The sequence below is a fragment of the Pseudomonas sp. ABFPK genome, assembly GCF_001586765.1.
GTDB lineage: Bacteria > Pseudomonadota > Gammaproteobacteria > Pseudomonadales > Pseudomonadaceae > Aquipseudomonas > Aquipseudomonas asiatica.
Genome location: NZ_LQXW01000024.1, coordinates 44,703 through 64,921, shown reverse-complemented (window position 1 = coordinate 64,921; position 20,219 = coordinate 44,703). Strand labels below are relative to the sequence as shown.

The 20,219-nt window shown below is 56.5% G+C and carries 21 protein-coding genes and 1 pseudogene; 10 read left to right on the top strand and 12 right to left on the bottom strand.

Features of this window, described 5'->3' with window-relative positions; translation table 11 throughout:
- Nucleotides 1-344 precede the first annotated feature (344 nt).
- The 4 genes from WM94_RS17400 to WM94_RS17385 are packed head-to-tail and all read left to right on the top strand — an operon-like array spanning nt 345 to nt 2,640.
- Nucleotides 345-605 carry a membrane protein gene (locus tag WM94_RS17400; RefSeq protein ID WP_004577564.1) on the top strand — a complete coding sequence of 87 codons (261 nt, stop codon included), beginning with the start codon at nt 345-347 and terminating at the stop codon, nt 603-605.
- Between the two features lie 44 nt (nt 606-649).
- Nucleotides 650-1,486, top strand: a complete 837-nt coding sequence (locus WM94_RS17395) for a DUF692 domain-containing protein (protein WP_003139536.1) — start codon at nt 650-652, stop codon at nt 1,484-1,486.
- Nucleotides 1,483-2,274 carry a DNA-binding domain-containing protein gene (locus WM94_RS17390; RefSeq protein WP_004577565.1) on the top strand — a complete coding sequence of 264 codons (792 nt, stop codon included), beginning with the start codon at nt 1,483-1,485 and terminating at the stop codon, nt 2,272-2,274. Before WM94_RS17395 ends, WM94_RS17390 begins: the two co-directional genes overlap by 4 nt.
- 51 nt (nt 2,275-2,325) lie before the next feature.
- Nucleotides 2,326-2,640 (top strand): hypothetical protein, encoded by a 315-nt coding sequence (locus tag WM94_RS17385; protein WP_003139538.1) that lies wholly within the window; start codon nt 2,326-2,328, stop codon nt 2,638-2,640.
- 19 nt (nt 2,641-2,659) lie between these two features.
- On the opposite strand, the gene WM94_RS17380 is transcribed toward WM94_RS17385, so the two are convergent.
- From WM94_RS17380 to WM94_RS17345, 8 genes and pseudogenes are all read right to left on the bottom strand, one after another.
- Nucleotides 2,660-2,860, bottom strand: a complete 201-nt coding sequence (locus tag WM94_RS17380) for a heavy-metal-associated domain-containing protein (protein ID WP_003139539.1) — start codon at nt 2,858-2,860, stop codon at nt 2,660-2,662.
- 98 nt (nt 2,861-2,958) lie between these two features.
- Nucleotides 2,959-4,386: a UvrD-helicase domain-containing protein gene (locus tag WM94_RS17375; RefSeq protein ID WP_061551783.1), complete on the bottom strand. Its 1,428-nt coding sequence runs from the start codon at nt 4,384-4,386 to the stop codon at nt 2,959-2,961.
- Nucleotides 4,376-6,102: pseudogene (locus WM94_RS17370) on the bottom strand (ATP-dependent endonuclease). Before WM94_RS17370 ends, WM94_RS17375 begins: the two are co-directional and overlap by 11 nt.
- A gap of 173 nt (nt 6,103-6,275) precedes the next feature.
- Nucleotides 6,276-8,636: a heavy metal translocating P-type ATPase gene (locus WM94_RS17365; RefSeq protein WP_023662984.1), complete on the bottom strand. Its 2,361-nt coding sequence runs from the start codon at nt 8,634-8,636 to the stop codon at nt 6,276-6,278.
- A 5-nt stretch (nt 8,637-8,641) separates the two neighbouring features.
- Nucleotides 8,642-8,890: a DUF2933 domain-containing protein gene (locus WM94_RS17360; protein WP_003246761.1), complete on the bottom strand. Its 249-nt coding sequence runs from the start codon at nt 8,888-8,890 to the stop codon at nt 8,642-8,644.
- 79 nt (nt 8,891-8,969) lie between these two features.
- The gene (locus WM94_RS17355; RefSeq protein WP_004577569.1) at nt 8,970-9,503 is read right to left on the bottom strand and encodes a plastocyanin/azurin family copper-binding protein; all 534 of its coding nucleotides are present in this window, start codon (nt 9,501-9,503) and stop codon (nt 8,970-8,972) included.
- Nucleotides 9,504-9,650: 147 nt separating this feature from the next.
- Nucleotides 9,651-10,208, bottom strand: coding sequence for a plastocyanin/azurin family copper-binding protein (locus WM94_RS17350; RefSeq protein ID WP_004577570.1), 558 nt, complete (start codon nt 10,206-10,208; stop codon nt 9,651-9,653).
- A gap of 167 nt (nt 10,209-10,375) precedes the next feature.
- Nucleotides 10,376-10,735 (bottom strand): co-regulatory protein PtrA N-terminal domain-containing protein, encoded by a 360-nt coding sequence (locus WM94_RS17345; protein WP_016487037.1) that lies wholly within the window; start codon nt 10,733-10,735, stop codon nt 10,376-10,378.
- Between the two features lie 207 nt (nt 10,736-10,942).
- On the opposite strand from WM94_RS17345, the gene WM94_RS17340 reads away from it, so the two are divergent.
- Both WM94_RS17340 and WM94_RS17335 read left to right on the top strand, forming a co-directional pair.
- Nucleotides 10,943-11,620 carry a heavy metal response regulator transcription factor gene (locus WM94_RS17340; RefSeq protein ID WP_004577572.1) on the top strand — a complete coding sequence of 226 codons (678 nt, stop codon included), beginning with the start codon at nt 10,943-10,945 and terminating at the stop codon, nt 11,618-11,620.
- A gap of 2 nt (nt 11,621-11,622) precedes the next feature.
- Complete coding sequence (locus WM94_RS17335; protein ID WP_177342403.1) at nt 11,623-12,999, top strand: heavy metal sensor histidine kinase; 1,377 nt, start codon at nt 11,623-11,625, stop codon at nt 12,997-12,999.
- A 36-nt stretch (nt 13,000-13,035) separates the two neighbouring features.
- Here WM94_RS17335 and WM94_RS17330 read toward each other — a convergent pair whose 3' ends face one another.
- Complete coding sequence (locus tag WM94_RS17330) at nt 13,036-13,650, bottom strand: DUF6088 family protein (RefSeq protein ID WP_004374692.1); 615 nt, start codon at nt 13,648-13,650, stop codon at nt 13,036-13,038.
- 315 nt (nt 13,651-13,965) lie between these two features.
- Between WM94_RS17330 and WM94_RS30195 the strand changes: the two genes are divergently transcribed.
- Nucleotides 13,966-14,253: a hypothetical protein gene (locus WM94_RS30195; protein WP_016487034.1), complete on the top strand. Its 288-nt coding sequence runs from the start codon at nt 13,966-13,968 to the stop codon at nt 14,251-14,253.
- 28 nt (nt 14,254-14,281) lie between these two features.
- Here the strand turns inward: WM94_RS30195 and WM94_RS17315 are convergent, their stop codons facing one another.
- The gene (locus tag WM94_RS17315; RefSeq protein ID WP_004577575.1) at nt 14,282-15,241 is read right to left on the bottom strand and encodes a site-specific integrase; all 960 of its coding nucleotides are present in this window, start codon (nt 15,239-15,241) and stop codon (nt 14,282-14,284) included.
- Between the two features lie 181 nt (nt 15,242-15,422).
- Here WM94_RS17315 and WM94_RS17310 point away from each other — a divergent pair, with 181 nt between their 5' ends.
- The 3 genes from WM94_RS17310 (at nt 15,423) to WM94_RS17300 (ending at nt 17,564) form a co-directional block, all read left to right on the top strand.
- On the top strand, nt 15,423-16,325 hold the full coding sequence (locus WM94_RS17310) for a DNA-binding protein (protein ID WP_031325695.1): 903 nt from the start codon (nt 15,423-15,425) through the stop codon (nt 16,323-16,325).
- Between the two features lie 134 nt (nt 16,326-16,459).
- Complete coding sequence (locus tag WM94_RS17305; RefSeq protein WP_061551781.1) at nt 16,460-17,104, top strand: DUF6036 family nucleotidyltransferase; 645 nt, start codon at nt 16,460-16,462, stop codon at nt 17,102-17,104.
- Nucleotides 17,085-17,564, top strand: a complete 480-nt coding sequence (locus tag WM94_RS17300; protein WP_004374702.1) for a hypothetical protein — start codon at nt 17,085-17,087, stop codon at nt 17,562-17,564. Before WM94_RS17305 ends, WM94_RS17300 begins: the two co-directional genes overlap by 20 nt.
- Nucleotides 17,565-18,333: 769 nt before the next feature.
- Here the strand turns inward: WM94_RS17300 and WM94_RS30190 are convergent.
- A complete protein-coding gene (locus tag WM94_RS30190) occupies nt 18,334-18,486 on the bottom strand; it encodes a hypothetical protein (RefSeq protein WP_016487031.1) in 153 nt (50 codons plus the stop codon).
- 155 nt (nt 18,487-18,641) lie between these two features.
- Nucleotides 18,642-20,117, bottom strand: a complete 1,476-nt coding sequence (locus WM94_RS17295) for a DNA cytosine methyltransferase (protein ID WP_004577579.1) — start codon at nt 20,115-20,117, stop codon at nt 18,642-18,644.
- Between the last annotated feature and the right edge of the window lie 102 nt (nt 20,118-20,219).

Here is a 20,219-nt window from a genome sequence, read left to right as displayed (position 1 = left end):
AACACGGAGAACCGGTCGAAAAAGCTCTCCGTACATGATTTTTCGGTCACTTTTCGTCCAATGACGCTGTAGGTGCCTGGAAAATTGCAACTTGCCGCGGCTGCACGACAAGTTGATCGGAGCATCCCTAAGAGGGCCTGTCAGCAACCTGAGCCGAACATTACAGTTCTGTCAGGTTGCTATTTCTTTCTTGTAGCCCATCCAGAAGGCTCGGCACTGTCTTTCATGCCCTCATAAAGCCTTGCGAATTTCTTGAGAGGGCATGCTCGGCAGCGATGCCTAAGCTACTCAGGGTCATTCGCACCCGCGGATAAGACCACCAACAATTAAGAGAGATTGTCACTATGTCGAATAAATCCAACGTCGCTACCGGTGCCGCTCTGGCTCTCGTGGCCGCCAGCCTGTTTGCTACCCTGCCTGTCCAGGCCGCCCAGGACACCAAAGCAGCTGAAGTGAAGTGCTTCGGCGTCAACGGTTGCAAGGGCCAGAACGACTGCATGACCGCCAAAAATGCCTGCAAAGGCCAGGGAGAATGTAAAGGCCAGGGTTTCAAGCTGATGACTCAGGCCAAGTGCGATGAGGCCGGTGGCAAGACCAGCGAATAATGCCGTTGCGGGGAGTGCCTGCCACTCCCCTGCTGGAGTCTTGAATGAGTAAGCGCAAAACACTGGGTTTCGGTCTTGGCCTTCGCAGTGAGTATTACCAGCAGATTCTTGAACAGCGACCTGCGGTCGACTGGTTTGAGATCATTTCCGAGAATTACCTGGTGGGCGGTGGCAAGGCCCTCTACTTTCTCGATGCGATTGGCGAGCAATACCCGTTGGTGATGCACGGAGTATCGCTGTCGATCGGCGGTTCGCATAACCTGGACATGGGCTACCTACGACAGCTCAAGCAACTGGCGGACCGGGTACAGCCCCAGTGGGTTTCCGACCACTTGTGCTGGAGTCGCGGCAACGCCCATCAACTCCACGACCTGCTGCCGCTGCCGTTTACCCAAGAAAGCCTGCTGCATGTCGCCGCGCGGGTGCGTCTAGTGCAGGATGTTCTGGAACGTCCCATTGTGCTGGAGAACGTTTCTTCTTACGTGCAGTGGAAGACGTCCAGCATGAGCGAATCGCAGTTTCTCTCGGAACTGAGTTTCCTGACCGGTTGCGAATTGCTCCTTGACGTGAACAACGTCTACGTCAGCGCACGAAATCAGGATTTCGACCCATGGCAGTTCATCTTGGAATTGCCGCACGAGCGGATTCGTCAAATTCACCTGGCCGGGCATAGCGATTACGGGCAATACCTCATCGACACCCACGACCAGCCCATCGCTGACCCGGTTTGGGCGCTCTACAGCAAGACTTTGAGCTACTTGGGTCCAACGTCGACGTTGATCGAGCGGGATGATCATTTTCCACCGTTCGAGGATCTGTTATCCGAGTTGGAGCATGCCCGAGCTATCGCCAATGGCGTGATATCGAGGGCAACCCTTTGAGCCTAAGCGCCTTACAGACTGCATTTGAAACTTACCTGACAGATGGTGCCCTGCCCTCCAACGAGCTTTTGGAGCAAGTCCGGGGTTGCACTGCGCTGAGTGCCCTCGAAGGCCTGCGGATCTACCATAACGCCTATCGCTCGCGCCTGCTGGCGGTGCTGCGCGAGGATTTCCCGGCGCTGCAGCAATGGCTGGGAGAACAGTCGTTCGAGCAACTCGCACTGGCCTATATCGCCGCCTGGCCACCGCGGCATTTCAGCATTCGCTGGCTGGGTGAAAAGCTGCCCGAGTTCATTCGCAGCTACATTGCGGAACCTCAACTTTCACCGATGCGCGAACTCGCGGAGCTGGAGTGGGCTTTTACACTGGCTTTCGATGCTCAGGATGTCGAAGCGCTTTCACTGCAGGCCATCAGTGAGTTTTCGGCTGAAGACTGGGTTTCATTCAGGGTTTCCCTGACTCCATCTGCCAGATGGCTGCGATTGCAGTACAACACCCTGGCGCTGTGGAAGGCTGCCAAGTCTGGGGATCTGCTTCCCGTTGCCACCCAACCAGCCGGGAATCGAGACTGTCTGGTCTGGCGTCATAACCTCGTATGCCATTACCGAAGCCTGGAGCCAGAAGAGGCGTCAGCATTGCGGTTTTTCGTCGAGGGTGGATCGTTCGCCGAACTCTGCGAGTCATTGAGCGCAACACATGGAGAGCAAGCCCCCCTGCAGGCCGCAACTTGGTTGAAATTGTGGGTCAACGAAGGTTTGCTAAAGCTCAGGGCAACTATTCACGAATGACCCGGAACCTATAGGCTAGCGGCTTCTCTTTGGCCACTCCCGAGCGCGTCTATGACACACCGCATCATTCATTTCAAACAGCAAGCCTTGCTGGACCCAGAGACTTACCAGGCGATGCTGGCCGACGGCGTCGGTCATTGGGAGGCGCTTGTAGGAAAAGTCGTCGGAATAGAAGACGAGAAAAGCCACGAGTTCGCCGCATTGAAAAGCCTGTTCAAGCGAAAGCGCTACTCCTATGACACGCTGGAAATGCGCGAGCCAGGCGATCACTCAAACTGGCTTCGCGGCCGAGATGGGGATGAAGGTATTACTAACGAGGTCACCAGTATTCACGGGCTGAAAGAGCTCTCAGAACTGGAGATTTAGTCGGTCGGCAGGCCAGCGCTCAAGCGCTGACCTGGGCCGCATAACCAAGCTCCTGGATCAGCTCGCGGATCGATTCGGCACTTTCTGTGCTCTCTACAGTGACCTTGCCGGCTGCCCGATCCACCTCTACGCGTGCGTCCTGATCCAGCGTCTGGATGGCCTTCGTGATTTTGCTGACACAACTGCCACAACCCATACCCGAAACATTCAGGCTGAACATCTCTCTCACCTCATTTCGTCCGCGGCTCAAGTTACCGCACAGACAGCATCGACCTTGACACGATGGCAAGGTCAAGTGCGCAAACGCAACAGTAAGGCTCAGCCGTTGTTCACAGGCATCAGGATGGGGTTCGATGAACACACCACTACGTGCCTTGCGCCCCTCGTAAGGGCGACATACAGATTCTGAGCGGTCATAAGTTCAGGATGCAGAACAACCGAGACATCCGCCTCGAGCCCCTTGAGAAGTAATGTGCTGCCTACCGAGCGTCTTGCGATGGGGCGGGCAAGGTGTCGATTGCGTTCTCGCGCTTGAATGGCTGCACTCAGAAAGTCGGCTGTACCTCCCGCCACAGCTTGCATAGCGGACCGGCAGCAGTGCAGAACTTCCGGTCGGTACACCCGTGCCCCCGGCTGTTCGGCGAGGGCGTTGAGCACAAGGAGTGCTCGCTGCGGTGTTGGCTCCCCGACGAATGCGACGGCCTCGGCCTCGGCTGGGGTCGGTGGCGTTCGGGCACGTCCTGTGCGCAGAGACTCCACACGCGTTCGCAGGTTTGCTGCACCTACCCCCGTCATCACGCTTGAAGCAAATTCCGCAAGTTGTGCCAGAGCATTGGCACCCTGCAGGTTAAAGTTCCTGGCGAAGTTGACGAGGTCCCTTAGGTCGACGGCTTCGACGGCCATGGCGCCGGGTGTCTGGCTCGTGAGCTGATGGCGACCTTGCACGTTGATGGAGTCCCCGATGATGAGGACGCTGCCCCGAGCGTTGGGTGACTCAATTCTAGCGGCCACCAGCCGCTGCTGGACTTCGGTCCCGGCGTTGAGCTGCACCCAGCGCACTTCTGCCGGAGCCGTGCGCAGATCCACCGGCTGGCCAACTTGAAGTTGCTGCCGTATGGCGAGTAGCCACTGCCCAAGGTTCTCAGCTCCGGCCAGCCGCCAGCGCCAGGGTATCCTCAGCTCTCCTGCCGCGGGGAACAGGGGCTGCACCTCATTCGCCCAATGCACCAGTCGATTGCCACGAAAGTCGAAGATGGCTTGCATTGGGTCACCGAGCACGCAGGTCGGTAGCACCTGGGCCAAACCTGACACGATGGCGTGCTGGACGACGTTGCAGTCCTGGTATTCGTCGACAAGCAAGCGCGCGTAAGTGGCACGGAGAGGCTGAGCAAGGTGGCCTGCCTGCAGTAACAGCATGGCGGCGTGCCGAATTGCAGGGTAGTCGGTGTTGGGCTGGTGGAGCTGTAAGATCTGTGGGTTATGGCCGCTTCGCGCTGGGAACTTAGCGATGAGGCGCATCGAGAATCCATCAATGGTGGAGACTCGATATGCGGAGTTAGGAACGCCGGCTCGTCTCAGGCGTGCCCGTAAGGCCGCAACGCCTGCGTTCGTGTGCGTTAGTACGAGTATGGGTTTGCTCTGCCTATGCGCGATGAGCGTCTCGGCAATCAATTGCGTTTTTCCACAACCTGCGGGGGCTGTTATGGAGCCACGCTCGATAGCGAAAAGATCGATCTCAAGGGGCACTTGTAAACGTCCAGAGCTGATTCGTGACTGCCATGAAGCCCTGGTCGGCGTTCTGTAGAGACGGGCCGACGATGTCCCTTGCAACCTCCTGATAGGTTGTCAACGACTTGAACCACCCGCTGTTGCGGATACGAGATGCAGCTCCCAAAAGCTCTCGCGTCGCGGGCAAGTAGCCCTGAATAAGTCTTTCAGCTTTGATGTCATGTAGTGTCATACGTCCTTGGGACTTCGTCTGGATGTGCGCATTCATCAGCTCTGCACCCACTATTGTTTCGGCTTTCGCCAGAAGTGCATCGAGTGCTTGGTCACTGAGATGGCGGAAGATCTCGTCCTCCAGAGTGAGACCTGGTCGCCATGTCAGAATTTGTCCGCCTGCGGCCAAGAATGCTTCAGGTAGCCCTGCGGTCGAAGGTTTGTCGGCGTCTACAAAAACCATCACGCGATAGCCTAGGTTCTGAAGTGCCGTTCCGCGGATAAGACTGTTATCGGGACTTCCCCCGCCGGCGTCCACATAAGCGCCACCATGAGCCAGGAATGAGGTAGCGCCAGGCTGCCCCACCATTGGTCAAGGCCACGCGCGAAGCCAACCTCGCTGGCACCCTCGCAAACGATAATGGATTTGGCGAGGAATGCCTCTGGGTCCTTCCGAAGGGTACTTTGTACTTCGTTGGCCTCCCCTGCCGCCATAACGCTGTGGCGTTGAGGCCCAGACCGAACAACGAATAACTGGCTGCCGGACAATTCGCGCAGCGCGACCGGTGAGTGAGTCGTCATGAAGACCTGCAGCGGAGCGGCAGCGTCCTTTGCGCCCAGGGAGTCCAGGAATCGCATGAGCCGATGAGGTTCAAGCCCATATTCCACCTCATCGACAAGAGCAATTGGCGCGGCGCTAGCTGCAGCTCTTTGCAACCCTGCCACTAGCAATCGCGACGAGCCCGTGCCAAGGGAGCGAAGGGGAATGCCTGTGTCGCTGTGCAGCGCGATCGCACCCTCGCCAATCGACACAGAATGTGCGTCAAGGAGTGCTTGTGGCATCGCTCCAACCGAAACCCCAAGATGCTGAGCCGTGCGTTGCACCACCTCAAGCGTCTGAGTTAGATGTCCGACGGCTTGATTGCCAAAGTTCGCTCTTGCTTGCCTCGCGGCGCGCGCAAGTTCGGCACCTAGCTCTGCACGCTCGTCAGTAAGTCGATTGAGCACTGAGCCACGACTCCACGACAAGTTCGAACTCGCAAAGCTGCCGATACGGGCGGGTGCTAGTGCCGCTCGTTCCTTCCAGGGAAGAGTGCGTTCGAGTTGCTGCTGCTCCGCACGCTCAGAAAAAAGTGTCCAGGTAGGTTCCAAATCGGCACCAACTTGCAGAAGCAAGGTGATAACGGTCTCCAGCCCCGCTCGCGGTTCGTCTTCGACTTCTCCCGTTCCTGGATTGAATCCACGCAAGAACTCGCCGTAAACATCGATATCCATCAGCGATACCTGCAAATCGCCAAGCGTCACACTGATGGTGATGGGTGTTTCGACGTTCAGAGCGAAGAAGTCCATGTCGCCGAACGTGCCGCCCCGGCGGGCACCGACGCAAAGGTCAATCGCATCTAGAATGCTGGACTTTCCACTATCGCCAGGACCTATGAGGCAGTTAATTCCTGGGGCCGGCACCCAGTCGAGCGCCTGGATAGATCGGAAGTTGCTGATAATCAGTCTGCGAATGCGGGCCACGGAGAGTCCTCATGGGTTAACGACGACCAGTCTCCTACCCGCAGCGGCAACAGTCCATCGAACGTCACCTCGTCACTATGTGTTGCGACAGATAGGTCGGACCGGAAACTACCGTACGGCATTTTCCGGTCAGATGCGCTTCTGAATAATCACCTGGTCGGTGGTATGGAAGCCTATCCGATGTCCGTTGATTTCAACCTCAGAGCATTGAAGACCACCGACGCCGAGCTGACACTCATCGCCAGCGCAGCAATCAAGGGCGACAGAAGATGCCCCGTCAGCGGGTACAGCAGCCCCGCTGCTAGCGGGATTCCCATCGCGTTGTAGAGGAACGCAAAGGCGAGGTTCTGCCTCATGTTTTTCACGGTTGCCACTGACAGGGTGCGCGCTCGCAGGATGCCCATCAGATCTCCCTTGACCAGCGTCACTTGGGCGCTGTTCATCGCCACATCGGTACCGGTGCCCATGGCGATACCTACGTCAGACCTGGCCAGGGCGGGCGCATCGTTGATGCCGTCACCCGCCATGGCGACACGACGGCCATAGCCCTGCAAATCGGCGACCAGTTTCTCCTTATCCTGCGGTTTGACCTCACCATGCACTTCCTCGATTCCGAGCTGCTTCGCCACGGCTCTTGCTGTGGTGAGGCCATCACCAGTGGCCATGATGACCTTTACGTCTTCGCTTTGAAGCTTGGAGACAGCCTGTTGAGAAGTAGGCTTGATCGGATCGGAAACGGCCAGGAGTCCCGCCAGGCGACCATCAACGGCCAAATAGATGATGCTGATGCCTTCCAGACGCAGTTGCTCGGCGCGATTGCGCAGCGGGGTAATATCGACGCCCGCCTCGTCCATCAGTGCGGTGTTGCCGAGCTGCAGCTGATGGCCATCGACCTGACCGCGCACGCCAATACCCGAGCCCGACTCGAAAGTGTCCGGCTTGACCAGTGCAATGCCTTGACCCCGCGCATGATCGACGATGGCATGAGCCAGCGGGTGCTCACTACCCTGGTCGAGACTGGCAGCCAGGCGCAGCACTTCATTGGAGTCGTAACCGCCTGTCCCTTCCGCACTATGGAATACGGGGCACCCCTCAGTCAGGGTTCCGGTCTTGTCGACGATGAGCGTGTCGATCTTGCATAGATTTTCGATGGCGCTGGCATCGCGGAACAACACACCGCTGCTAGCGGCCTTGCCAGTCGCAACCATGACGGACATCGGGGTTGCCAGACCCAGGGCGCAGGGACACGCAATGATCAGCACCGCCACCGCATTGATCAGGCCAAATACCCAGCCAGATTCCGGCCCGAACAGCCCCCAGCCGAAGAAGGTCAGAATCGCGATCAGGATCACCCCGACCACGAAATACCCCGCAACGGCATCGGCCATACGCTGCATGGGTGCCTTAGAGCGCTGGGCCTTGGCCACCATCAGCACGATCTGCGACAGCATGGTTTCGGCACCGACTTTCTGCGCCTCCATAACTAGGCTGCCGTGGGTGTTTAGGGTGGCACCGATAAGGGCATCCCCTGCCCGTTTGGTCACGGGTAACGGTTCTCCAGTAAGCATCGATTCGTCGACTGCGCTCTCACCCTCCAGCACAGTGCCATCTACAGGAACCTTCTCGCCTGGCCGGACACGCAGATGATCGCCCTGATGGACATGGGTTAGAGGAATGTCCTCTTCTACTCCATCGGGCATGATGCGCCGCGCTGTCTTTGGTGCCAGTCCCAGCAGCGATTTGATAGCTGCGGACGTCTGCGAGCGGGCCTTTAGTTCGAGCATTTGGCCCAACAGCGTGAGTGAGATAATCACCGCGGCTGCTTCAAAATAGACGCCGATACGTCCGTCCTGGACAAAGGCCGCCGGAAACGACTGCGGAACCAAGGTAGCGGCCACGCTGTAGAGGTAGGCAGCTGCAGTTCCCAATCCGATCAGCGTCCACATGTTGGGGCTGCGGTGCCGGATGGAGTCAATGCCGCGGGCGAAGAACACCCAGCCACCCCATAGCGTCACGGGCGTCGCCAGAGCCAGCTCGACCCAGTTCTGGGTCGTGCCATGAAACAGTTGCAAGGAATGGCCAGCCATCGCCAGCACGGTCACGATGACGGTCAGCGGTAGGGTCCACCAGAATCGCCGAGAGAAGTCCTTCAGCTCCGGGTTTTCCTCCTCTTCCAGCTCCGGGATGACAGGCTCCAGCGTCATGCCACAGATCGGGCAGTTGCCAGGGGTCGGTTGGCGAATCTCTGGATGCATCGGACAGGTATATGCGGCTCCTTCTGGTGCCGATATCGTAGGGTGACTCGTATGCTGATGTGCTTCATGAGACGAGTGGCCCATGTACGAGTGGGGATCAATTTGAAACTTCTGCAGGCATTTGGCACTGCAGAAGCGATAGGTCTTCCCTTCAACGCTCTCGCGGTATGGGCTATCAGATTTCACCTCCATGCCACACACCGGGTCGCGCTGGCTCTCGGAGTGGGCGTGCGAGTTATGTGAATGATCCTGGTCATGATGGCAGGAGGTCTTTTGCATGCGATCTATGTCCTTTCTTCGTCCTTGGAAACAGCGGTGCTGCTGGAGTGGGAGTGCCCGCCGTGATTGTGGCCAAACAGATGCATCAGCGGGCATAGCAGCAGGATGAGGTACGGCAGGGCCTGCGAAAGATGACCGTAATGCTCACGCGCTACATAGAAGATGCCGATTACGGCCAGCATGATCAGCGCAATGCCAATCTTGCTCTTCCAAAAAGGCGGCTCAGTGGTACTGGTGTGATGGGTATGGTCCACGACAATAGCCTCGTTTCAATGGCGGCCGGATCAGTATAGGTGTCTCAGACTGGACGGAGTTGGCGAGTATCAATAAACGTCAGCGTACGGTCACCTTACCGACCATTCCCGACTGATAATGTCCTGGAATATTGCAGGCGAACTCCAGTTCGGTGGCGGCGGAGAAGGTCCAGATCAACTCTTCGCTTGCTCCAGGTCCGACAAGAACACTGTTGGGGTCATCGTGTTCCATACCGACCATCTTCATGCCGCCCATGGCATGGCCCATATTGCTCATGTCATGCACACCTGTAGGGGACAGCGTGCCGTTCTGAAACATCGCGGCCATCTCTTTCTGGTGCGCGGCATGGGATGCCGCTTTGCCAAGATTGAATTCGTGTAGCAGTGCACCGTCATTTTTCAGGACGAAGCGAACTGTCTCGCCTGCTTTGATCTCCATTGCTTTGGGTTCGAAGAAGATGTCCCCCATCCGGACTTCGATGGTGCGATCTACTGCCTGACCGTCTCCCGGTTGCCCAATACTGTCTTTCTTGTGGCCCGGGCTGGCCAGCGCATTGGCAGCACTGAGCAGCAAGCCAAGAGTGGTGATTATGAAAGCGGGTCTGAGTTTCATGGTGTGCCTCTGAGGTGTTGAGGAGGGATGAGTCCCGATGCTAATGAGGTGCAGCTGGCGGTACGCTGACGTGAAAACTACATCGCAGTAAGGTTCGTCAAATCGGTGCTACCCAGCTCGCGGCCAACGGGTAGCACCGGTGCCGGACTAACGCAGAGCAAACTCACCGACCATCCCCGCCTGGTAATGCCCAGGCAATGTACAGGCGAAGCTCAAACTGCCCGCCTTAGGGAAGGTCCACACGAACTCTTTGGTTGTGCCGGGCTCGACGAGAACCGCGTTCGGGTCGTCATGCTTGGCTTTGATGACTTTCGGATAGCCTGGAGGGTTGGAGTCTCCCGTGCCATAACGCTCATGCCAGACAATGCGCTCGGCCATGCCGGTCGGGGTCAGTGTGCCGTCCTTGAACAAGGACGCCATCTTGCGCTGGTGCTCCAGCTGGGACGCTGCCTGCCCGATGTTGAACTCGTGCATCAACGCGCCCTCGTTCTTCAGAACGAAGCGCACGGTTTCACCTGGCTTCACATCGATCGTTTTCTGGCTGTAGTTGATGTCGTCCATCTTTACCAAGATGGTACGAGTCGCTGGCGTCGCCTGGGCCTGCTGCCCAATGCCATTGCTACTGCCGCCGGCCTCGGCAAATGCCGGAAAAGTGGTGCTGATGAACAGAGTGCTGATCAGCAGCTTAAGGGGTATGCGTTTCATGGTGAGACCTCGCGATGGATGCTGGAAATCTCATGCTATTCCCCGCTTGCTGCCAGGCCGCTGACCCCAAAACTACAATTGCGTCAGCTGGGAAAAAGCACGGCGCCATAAAGGCGCCGCTAGGCCAAAGGAGCAATCACGAAAGGCCTGGAAGATGGGGGAAATCTTTACTGATGGCATTCCTTGTCGGCCATCATCAGCTTGTGCTCTCGAATCATTTGACCCAGCACGTCGTCTACCAGCTTGTCATGCTTTTCCATCCAGGCTAGATGCTCTTCGGCTGACATGTCTGGCGCGGGATGTTCGTTGTGCAGCTGGCTCATGATCTCTTCGAGCATGTTCATATGCTCCTTCATGTGCACATGCCGCTCGCCGACCGGGGCCTTCTCCGCCTGGATCAGCACGGCTTCTGCTTTGTCGCGCATCTGCTGGATGCGCTCGAATACACGGTCGCTGCCCCCTTCGGCCCAAGCCATAGAAGACAGCAGTAGCGAACCAACCAGAAGCAAAGGTTTCAGCGATTTCATAGGGCAGTCTCCATCAGTGCAAACTATGGCCGGCACCTCTGCTTTTGGTCTGTCGAGGGCCGAGAGCACAACCTAATGCTCATGCTTGCACCCTAGACAAGCCACCCTGTCAGAGACCTGAAGTCAGAATTACATTTTCGTAAGCTTCTGGTTGGGGCCGCGGTTTGCCTGCAAACTCAGGCCACCCGATTTTTGGAGTCTGCTCGCATGAAACTACTGGTAGCTGAAGATGAACCCAAAACCGGTGCATACCTGCAGCAAGGCCTGAGTGAAGCGGGCTTCAATGTCGATCGGGTTATGACCGGTACAGATGCTCTACAGCACGCGCTGAGTGAGTCCTATGACCTCCTGATCCTGGATGTTATGATGCCTGGGCTGGACGGGTGGGAAGTGCTGCGCATGGTGCGCGCCGCAGGAAAAGACGTTCCCGTATTGTTCTTGACGGCACGCGATGGTGTGGAGGACCGCGTTAAAGGGTTGGAGCTAGGTGCGGACGACTACCTAATCAAGCCATTTGCTTTTTCAGAACTTCTGGCCAGGGTCAGAACGCTGCTGCGTAGAGGCAATGGCTCACCCACGCAAACAACGATGAAAATTGCCGATCTGGAAGTCGATCTGATGAAGCGGCGTGCGATCCGTGGCGGGAAAAGAATTGACCTGACCGCGAAGGAGTTTTCACTGCTGGAACTGCTACTGCGCCGGCGCGGCGAGGTGCTCCCGAAGTCGCTGATTGCCTCTCAGGTTTGGGACATGAATTTCGACAGCGACACCAATGTCATTGAGGTTGCGGTACGCCGGCTACGCGCAAAAATCGATGACGATTTCGATCTCAAGCTGATTCATACCGCCCGCGGCATGGGATACATGATGGATGCGCCGGAGTGAATATGAAGCACCTTTCGCTGACAGCACGCATGAGCCTGATGTTCATGTCCGCGGTAGTTGCAGTCCTGACGGTAGCAGGGCTGAGTTTCAATATGCTCAGCCAGCACCACTTCAAGATGCTGGATCGGCAGGCCCTGGTGGAGAAACTCGAATCCGCCAAACATATCCTCAACAATGCTCGCGGTGAAGCGAGCCTTTCGGAAGAATTACCGCAGTTGCGAGCCTTGCTGGGAGCCCATCAGGATCTGGCGGCCACTATCCTGGCCAGTGACGGTTCTGTACTGTTCTCCGACCCCAGAGCAGTCGAAGTACCAGAGCGTTTCAGACGTGAAAATGAGCAGAGCATGTGGGAGTGGCAGAACGGCCAACACATGTACCGCGGCATGACGGCGCAAATCTCGGTAGCCGATCAGGCTGAGCCGCTCACAGCTTTGCTGATTCTTGACGTCACCAATCACACACACTTTTTCGACACGCTGCAACGATGGTTCTGGATTGGATTGGTCATCAGTGCCCTGTTCAGTGCCGCGCTCGGCTGGGTGGTTGCTCGCAGCGGCCTTAGGCCTCTGCGGCAAGTCACTCATGTGGCCTCCGGGATGTCCGCTCGCTCGTTACAGGAACGAATCCCTCTCGAACCAGTGCCGCGGGAACTTCAGCAACTGGTTCTATCCTTCAATGCGATGTTGGCTCGGCTAGAGGATGCCTTCGTTAGGCTCTCCAATTTTTCGGCCGACATTGCCCACGAGCTACGCACGCCCGTTAGCAACCTGATGACCCACACCGAGGTCGTGCTGAGCAAGAAACGCGATATCAATGCCTATGAAGAGAATCTCTACTCCAACCTGGAGGACTTGAAGCGCATGTCTCGGATGATTGATGACATGCTTTTCTTGGCCAAGGCTGATAATGGCCTGATCATCCCCGAGCAGGCCAGGATCGAACTGGCTGACGTAGTCTTCAAGCTGTTTGACTACTACCACCTTCTGGCCGAAGAACATGGCATTGAACTATCGCTCACAGGCACAGGCCAAGTGCTGGGAGATCGGCTGATGCTTGATCGTGCACTTTCCAACTTGCTGTCCAATGCACTGCGCTACACGCCGGTGGGACATACAATTTCGGTTTTGATCCGCGAGACAGCGGACTCCACAACCTTCAGCATCGAGAACCCAGGGGACACAATTAGCTCAGAGCATTTAGAGAAGCTCTTCGACCGCTTTTACCGGGTCGACCCCGCTCGGCGGGAGGGAAGCCCGAGCAACGCCGGGCTCGGACTTGCCATCACCCGATCCATCATTGAGGCTCACAAAGGCCGCATCTGGTGCACCTCAGCCGCCGGCCTCACGGGCTTTCACATCGAATTGCCCCATTCCAGATGATGCCGATCTGGCGGTAAGTAGGCTACAGCTAAACCGCTAGCCCAACTTGACAGGGTGGGTGCAACTCGACTGAGCGCAGATTGCATTCGCCATCCAGATAGGTAACGAGCGGTGAGCTGACACCAGATCACCCCATTCGCTCTCGGGTAGTAGTTTATGAAGTTTGAAAACGGCATACCCCACGCTTGCCTCGCCAATCCAATCCAATGCTCGAATGGCTTCCCCCGCTCCAGTAGCGCCTAGAGCCATCAACCATCGAGGCGCATACCGAATCGACACGGTGGTCTTGCCTACCTGAAGCTCCCTAGAGCGTCCGTCGGTTAGAAAGACATAGCGAACTGGAACCTGTGTGCTCAGCCCTAATTTATTCGCGGCACGAGCCCCGTGGTCGACCAGCACTTCACCCAGCGCATTAGCCAGCGAGTGGACAACCTTCTCCGGTGCCGGCGGGCGCACGCCGAACCGAGTTTCGACTGCGGCAACATAAATGCCCCGAGCAACGCGAAACAGCTTTCCACCTTCGACCAGGCGAGAGAGTCCTCGCTGCACAGCATGGCGAGAACCATGATGCAGGAATCTGCTAGGTGTCAGAACCTCACCTTCTGGAAGCTGTTGAATGATGTCCAGGATTTTCTCGGGAAGAGCCTTCATTGTCCTGTCAAACCTCGTGAGTGGCCCTGCCAAGAACCACCAGAGGTGGCGACCATCTCATGCGGGACACATCATCGAACAATAGACCTGGTGCTTGGCTCCGTCCTGTGAGTACAGGCAATCTCTGTGCGAGTAGGTCTGGCCTGATGCCGTTTGGAAGTCGTAGCCCAAGACTCGTTCGTCCCGGTCATAGACCCTTATCAGCTCGGTCAGCTTCTCCATCGTCCAGTCATTGGATCCATTCAGCCTCGCAGGCAGTACAACCTGGACTGCCTCGACCAGCGTTCCCTCAGCGCGTCTTTGTAGCATGAACACTTGACCATTTCACTCAACGCGGGCGAATGGGAAGAGAAAAAACTAACGCCTTACCAGGTGGTCGTCCTTTGGAGCGAGTGGTCAGCAGCTGCCCGCGGGCGACTGAAAAATGAGCTGGAAATAGCCCGGCAAGAGAACATAAAAGCCAAAAAAGACAAGCAGGCATCCCGCAGTTACCTCTTCTTTGTGGGGGCCCAGGATGCCAAGAACCCTGCAATTTTCCATGTGCTGGATCATCGACTCATTTGCACCGCACATGACGAGCTGGTGTTCCCAGTGCGCAGCTAGGTGCAGATCGGGGCCGCGGAAGGCGGTCTTATGGCAGTCCCTCGGGCCAGTTTGAGATGTGTTGTAGCGCACTCAGTTGCCCAGGGAACACTCCTGTGCTCTCGACATAGCGCAATGCGGATTGCCCATCGCTCCAGCCTACGTACTGCATCAGCGCTTTGATATCCCAGCCGCTGCGGGTGGCCCAGGTGGCAAACCCGCGGCGCAGCGAGTGGCTACTGTACAGCTCCGAAGGCAGCCCTGCTGCCTGCAGTACGGCGCGCATGAGTGGGACAACGCTATTTGGGTGCAAGCCCTGCTCACCTAAGTGCCCCCAGCGATCAATTCCACGGAATACCGGCCCGCGTGCGATACCCGCAAGACTGATCCAGTCGACGTAGGCTTGTACTGGGCACAGCCTGGCCAGCGCCGGCGCGTTGAAGGTCTGGCCTTGGTTGTCCCGATCACCTTTGCTCCAGGGCAGGAACAGTTGCATGCCCTCCCCGGTCCGCACCTGGATGTGCTCGACCTGTAGGCGACATAGCTCATCACTGCGAAAGGCCCGCCAGAAGCCGATCAGTATCAGAGCGCGATCGCGGCAACAGCGCAGTAGCCGTGGCAAGTCGTCTTCCGCGCGGGCCTGCTCCAAAGCTTGTTCCAGCCACAACACGCACTGTTCGAACTGGCGCAGCTGCAAAGGTTCGGCCTGCTTCTCTTGGCGTGGGTGCAAAGTACGAATGCCCTTGAGGATCTGGCGGACCAGCGGAGTCTTGGTCGGATCCGGGAAGCCTTGGCTGACATGCCACTGCGCCAACGCCGCGAGGCGCAACTTCAAGGTATTGCTGGACAGGGTGGCGGCGTGATCGACCAGATAGCGCACGACTGTATCGCTAGTCGCCGGCAGAAAGCCACCCCACGTCACCTCGAAGTGCTCAAGCGCCTGCTGATAGCTCCGCCGGGTGTTGGCACGAGTGCCGGCCTGCAGGTACCGCTCGATCTCCTGGCTCATCTGAGCGCATCCCCTTGGTGTACCGGTGAGCGACTGCCAAACGACAAAAACACCGCATCACCTTGGATAATTCATGATTATCCAATTCTAGAATACGAGCGGAAAAAAACGAAGTTCTTGATAATATGCTATGTATTTACATAGTACATACCACAGAACGAAATCGTCAGGAGTTCCACTTATGGCCCGCGGTGGCATCAACAAAGCAATCGTGCAGAAAGCCCGGAATTCTCTACTCGCCCGCGATATCCACCCCAGTATTGATGCGGTGCGCATCGAGCTGGGCAATACCGGTTCAAAGACCACCATTCACCGCTACCTGAAAGAGCTTGAAGACGCCGAGCGCGGCCGGGATGCGGCCTTGATCCCGCTCAGCGAACAGTTGGCCAATCTGGTCAGCCAACTGGCAGATCAGCTAGAGGAGGAGGCGCAGGCCGCCGTGGCCCAGGAGCGCGAACAACTGGCCCGCGAACGGCTCGATTACCAGCATCGGTTTCGACAGGCCGAAAACCGCATCCAACAACTGGAAGGCCAGACCGCGCTCGACGCGGAACGACTTCAGACCACTCATCACGAGTTGCAGCAGGCACGCGAGCAACGGCAGCAGGCCGAGATCGAGAACGCCCGCCTACAGCAGGCTAATCGCGACCTGGAGGAGCGGCACAAGGATCGCGACGCACAGATCCACTCGCTGGAGGAAAAACACCGACATGCGCGCGACACCCTGGAGCACTACCGGCAGGCCAGCAAGGAACAGCGTGAGCAGGAACAACGCCGACACGAGTCGCAGATACAACAATTGCAACTAGAACTGCGGCAACTGCAGCAGACCTTGATAATCAAGCAGGACGAACTGACGCAACTGAACCGCGACAATGCACGCTTGCTCACCGAGGCGCGGCAGTTGCAAAAAGAGCGACATGCACAGCAACAGCTAGTGGCGCAGAAAACTCAGGCCCTGGAGGCTCTGCAGAGCACGCTGGCCGGCTCCGAACGCTCGAATGAAGCCCTTGAACAGCGTTGTCGCACATTGCAGGAGGAGGTGTCCCGGCTGAGCGAAGCATCCGCGCTTCAGGTGCAGTAGACGCAGGGCCTGCAGGAGCGCTTGGTCGAAGCCACTACACAGCTAAAGCTACTCGGGGTGCCGCTTGTGAACAGCGATGGCGCACGTAGCACATGAACCGGCACACTGAGCCTATGCACTGAGCGGAGGTGGAGATGACACTACTTGAGACTGCCGATGAGGGGGCTGCGGAACCTGTCCGGCTGACTACGCCGCTGGGCCAGGCCATTGGTAATCTGTTCGCCCGGGCCTTGCCGCTACTGGATGGCAATCCGCCAGGCTCACTCAAGGTCTTCGTCTTCGGCGGCTGCGCGGTGCACCTGCTCACCCATGCGCGTGGTAGTGCGGACATCGATGCGGAGATCGAGGCGGCCCGTGTGCTGCGTAAGGACGAGATCATGGCCGTCTACACACCGCCAGAGGGATATGAGGACGGCGACGGCCGCGACTTGCAGGTGTACCTGGACCAGAACTACACCAATGCCCTCGGGCCACTGCAGGAGGATTACCGCGAGCGCGCCATCCCCATGGAGGGTTTCGAGGGTGAGCAGCCGCTACATATCTTCGTTGCCGCCGGCGTGGATCTGGCCATCTCCAAGCTCGGCCGCTTTACGGAAAACGATCAATCTGATATCGAACAGCTCATCGAATGTGGCCGTGTCGATGTCGGCCAGTTTGTTACACTAGCAACAGAGGCAATCGATTATGCCGTGGGCAACCGAAGTGCAATGCTAGGCTGCCTGAAACTGGTCACAGCGAAGTACCTGGAGGATGGGCGAGATGCCACGTCTGGATCGTAAACAAAGCTTTGGCACGCTTCTGGAGACTGTCACCCAGCAGCGTCTTAGCCAAGTTGCGTCCGATGCTCTTGTGGAGCTCGCCAAGCAGTTGTGGTACGAAGAGCGCGACCTCGTGCCAGTACTGCAGCGTGAAGTGGCAGGCAAGCTGCGCGAGCCTGAACAGAAGCTGCGTGCGCTCTATCTCGTCGACCTGCTGCGTCGCTTTCCCTGTGTATCAACGGACAAAGCCGCGCGCCTAAAAGGCTTTGTCAGCAGTTGGTCAAACCTGAAACCAGCAGAGCGCTCACCGCGTGCGACCCAGCTTGTCTCTCGCTACCAACTCGACAAGCTGGCCTATGAATGGGGGCTTGAAGAGGACGTCAGCAAGCAGATGCAGGATGTCCTGGCTTTCCAAACCCGCCATTACGCGGCCACCCAGGGCGTGAAGACGGGCTATTCAGAGCCAACGCCCGTCAGCTAGCAGCAGAGCACGGCAAAATGGACGGGGAATGGCCAATTCAATAAATCACGACCAACGACTCGCTGATCTAACACGCGAGGCATTGGCCGACGTGAGCGAGGGTTTGGTGATCGATCACGCATTGGTCGAGACTTGGGCTGAGAGCCTTGATACCGACACCCCAGTACCTTTGCCAACTCCAGATCGGCCTACTTAATTCGCAGCAGGCCGAACTGATCCTCAGCGGTATCTGGCTGAAGCCATTACGCTAAGCGCGCCTTCGCTTGAGCAGGATTTCCAATCTGTTCGTTTAAGTGCGGCAAGTTACAGAGCGAATGCCCTAATTTTTGCCTTATCTCGGCACGCCCTCTTGTCGAAATAAACTCATTAATAACAATGAGTTACAGGACAAATGAGTGAATTTCCCCCTTGCCTCGGCATAACCTCAATCAGGCGTTCAGAGCCGTTTCTATAATTGACTATAAAAGCCTATAAAGCCCACCCTGAGCAGCTCAGCGACGCTAGAAAAATATTTAAATACAATCAGTTGCAGCGCGTATGTCCTAATTTTCCTTTATCTCGGCATGACCCCTGCAGCTGACGCCGCAGCCAGGACAGTGCTGGTTACAGCAGCGAAAGCATTTATCAAAGCGGATTGCACAGCTGGATCGTTGATTGCGAGAAGCATGATGGCCCCCTGAAAGTTGACTTGCTCCATGGGGATGCTTCACAGAAACCAGTAAATTCCAGGCACAAAAAAACCCGCTCGATCGGCGGGTTTCTGTAAGCCTTAGTGCTTGGCGCTGGGAGCGCCTTTGCTGCCTGAAGCCTTCGCAATTTCTGCCTTGATGGCTTTGTAGGCGCCAATCACAGGCGCAAAGTAAATCCGAGGCGCCTGTTTGGCAGCACTCAGGAATTCCGAAGTGAAAGTCGTTGCTTTCATGTGCTCGCCCCTCTCATGAGAAAGTATCTAATGACCTACATATAGCAAATAGGGAGAGAACCTTCAAGCGAGAGAAACAATTTCGCCAGCCAAAAGAAAACCCGATTCGCATAAGCGAACCGGGCAGGTGCAGCGTTCGGACGGAAGACCACCCGTCAGATCAACAAGGCCAATGTGCCAGTTTGGAATTTATCAGACTCTGAGCCCGTCACCTCATCCATCTCAGGATGGGCAGAACGAATCGGAAAGTTAACCACATTATTGCGGGATGCCATGAGCGCCCGCCCTATCTCCTCACCCACAGAAACAAACTTTGGAAAGCAGACACTCTGGCCGCAAATTTCATGACCAATAGTTTCAGAAACTCCATCAGTTAAACCTGCAGGAATCCCTTTGAGCCTTTCGTGTTCGGCTTTAGTGAAGAGCCTGCTGAGGCCTGTTTTTTCAGGATGCAATATGAACGGTTCGGTACTTCTTCCTTTTTTGTAGCCCGTCCCTAACGTGCCACAACCTGATTCATTTCCAGTTAGCAACTGCCTGGAGAATCCCTTGCCTTCAGACTTGTCTCTTTTCTCCTTAGTTGCTAAGTATTCATAGGATTTCCAAGATTCATCGTCGAGAGGTATATCATCGAGTATCGCATTGATGCATGTCTCTCTGACCTTGTTCACCTTCAGATTTTCAAACGAGAAAGAGTCCCCTAAACCATGCGTTATTGCCACCACAACCAGGCGTTTCCGGTGCTCCAGCGTCCCGTAGTCCCATCCATCAAGAACAGCTTCATGCACTTTGTATCCGAGGTGAATAAACACGCTTCGGATAGCTGCCATGGAAGCTGTATTTGCGTACTCCCCAACATTTTCAATCAGCGCAACACAGGGGTTGACATGACGGAGCCAGTTGAGATAATCCACGAAAAGCGCACCTGCATCAGCATGATCCTCTGCAAAATCGAGCTTATTCTTCACCTTTCCGCTACGTGATGCCCCAACACAAGGTATTCCCCCTGTCAAAAGCTCACATTGCGGGGTATGTTCACTGAGGTACACGTCTCGTACGTCTGAGTTTATAGCAATCGACTCTTCTGTCCAAATCTCATTATTGTTTCGCATTGAGCAGTCGAGATACTCGCTCTCCAACTCAACACCGACCTGAACGAATGAGCCTACACCGGATTGCATTAGGCCAGAGTGCACTGCGGCGTCTAGGACCCCGCCGCCGTGGAAGAGGCTGCATACAGCAAGCTTTTGTCCTCGCTCCAACTTTTCCTTCATGCGCTTGAGGCGCTCGCGGATCTTTGTCTGAATCTGCAAAGCAGTAATCACAATCCGGCCACGACGAATCGCAACTCGGACCTTATGGTCATCTTCAAAGACTTCACGGATTTGCTCAGAGCGCAAGTCGATTACTGGATGTACAACCCCATTACGCTCACGCTTAGATACGCTGATGCACTTCCCGGAAAAGCCAGTTGGAACCTCAATTAGTTCGAGACGTCGTGCAATCTTGTCTGACTTAATCGAGTACTTCTTGCCAATCTGAATACCGGCTGTCAGGAGGTGACGGCCTTCCATAAAGACACGTGAAACGCCCTTCGATTCGCCGATTTTTGCGTTGATGATGGTGGTCATTGTGGTGCTCCAAGTAGTCGACACAGCTCCCCAGGCGGGGACTGAGCCCGATTGGGGGAAATGACAAACTGGTTGTCTGTACTTCCTGGAATGCGTAACAGA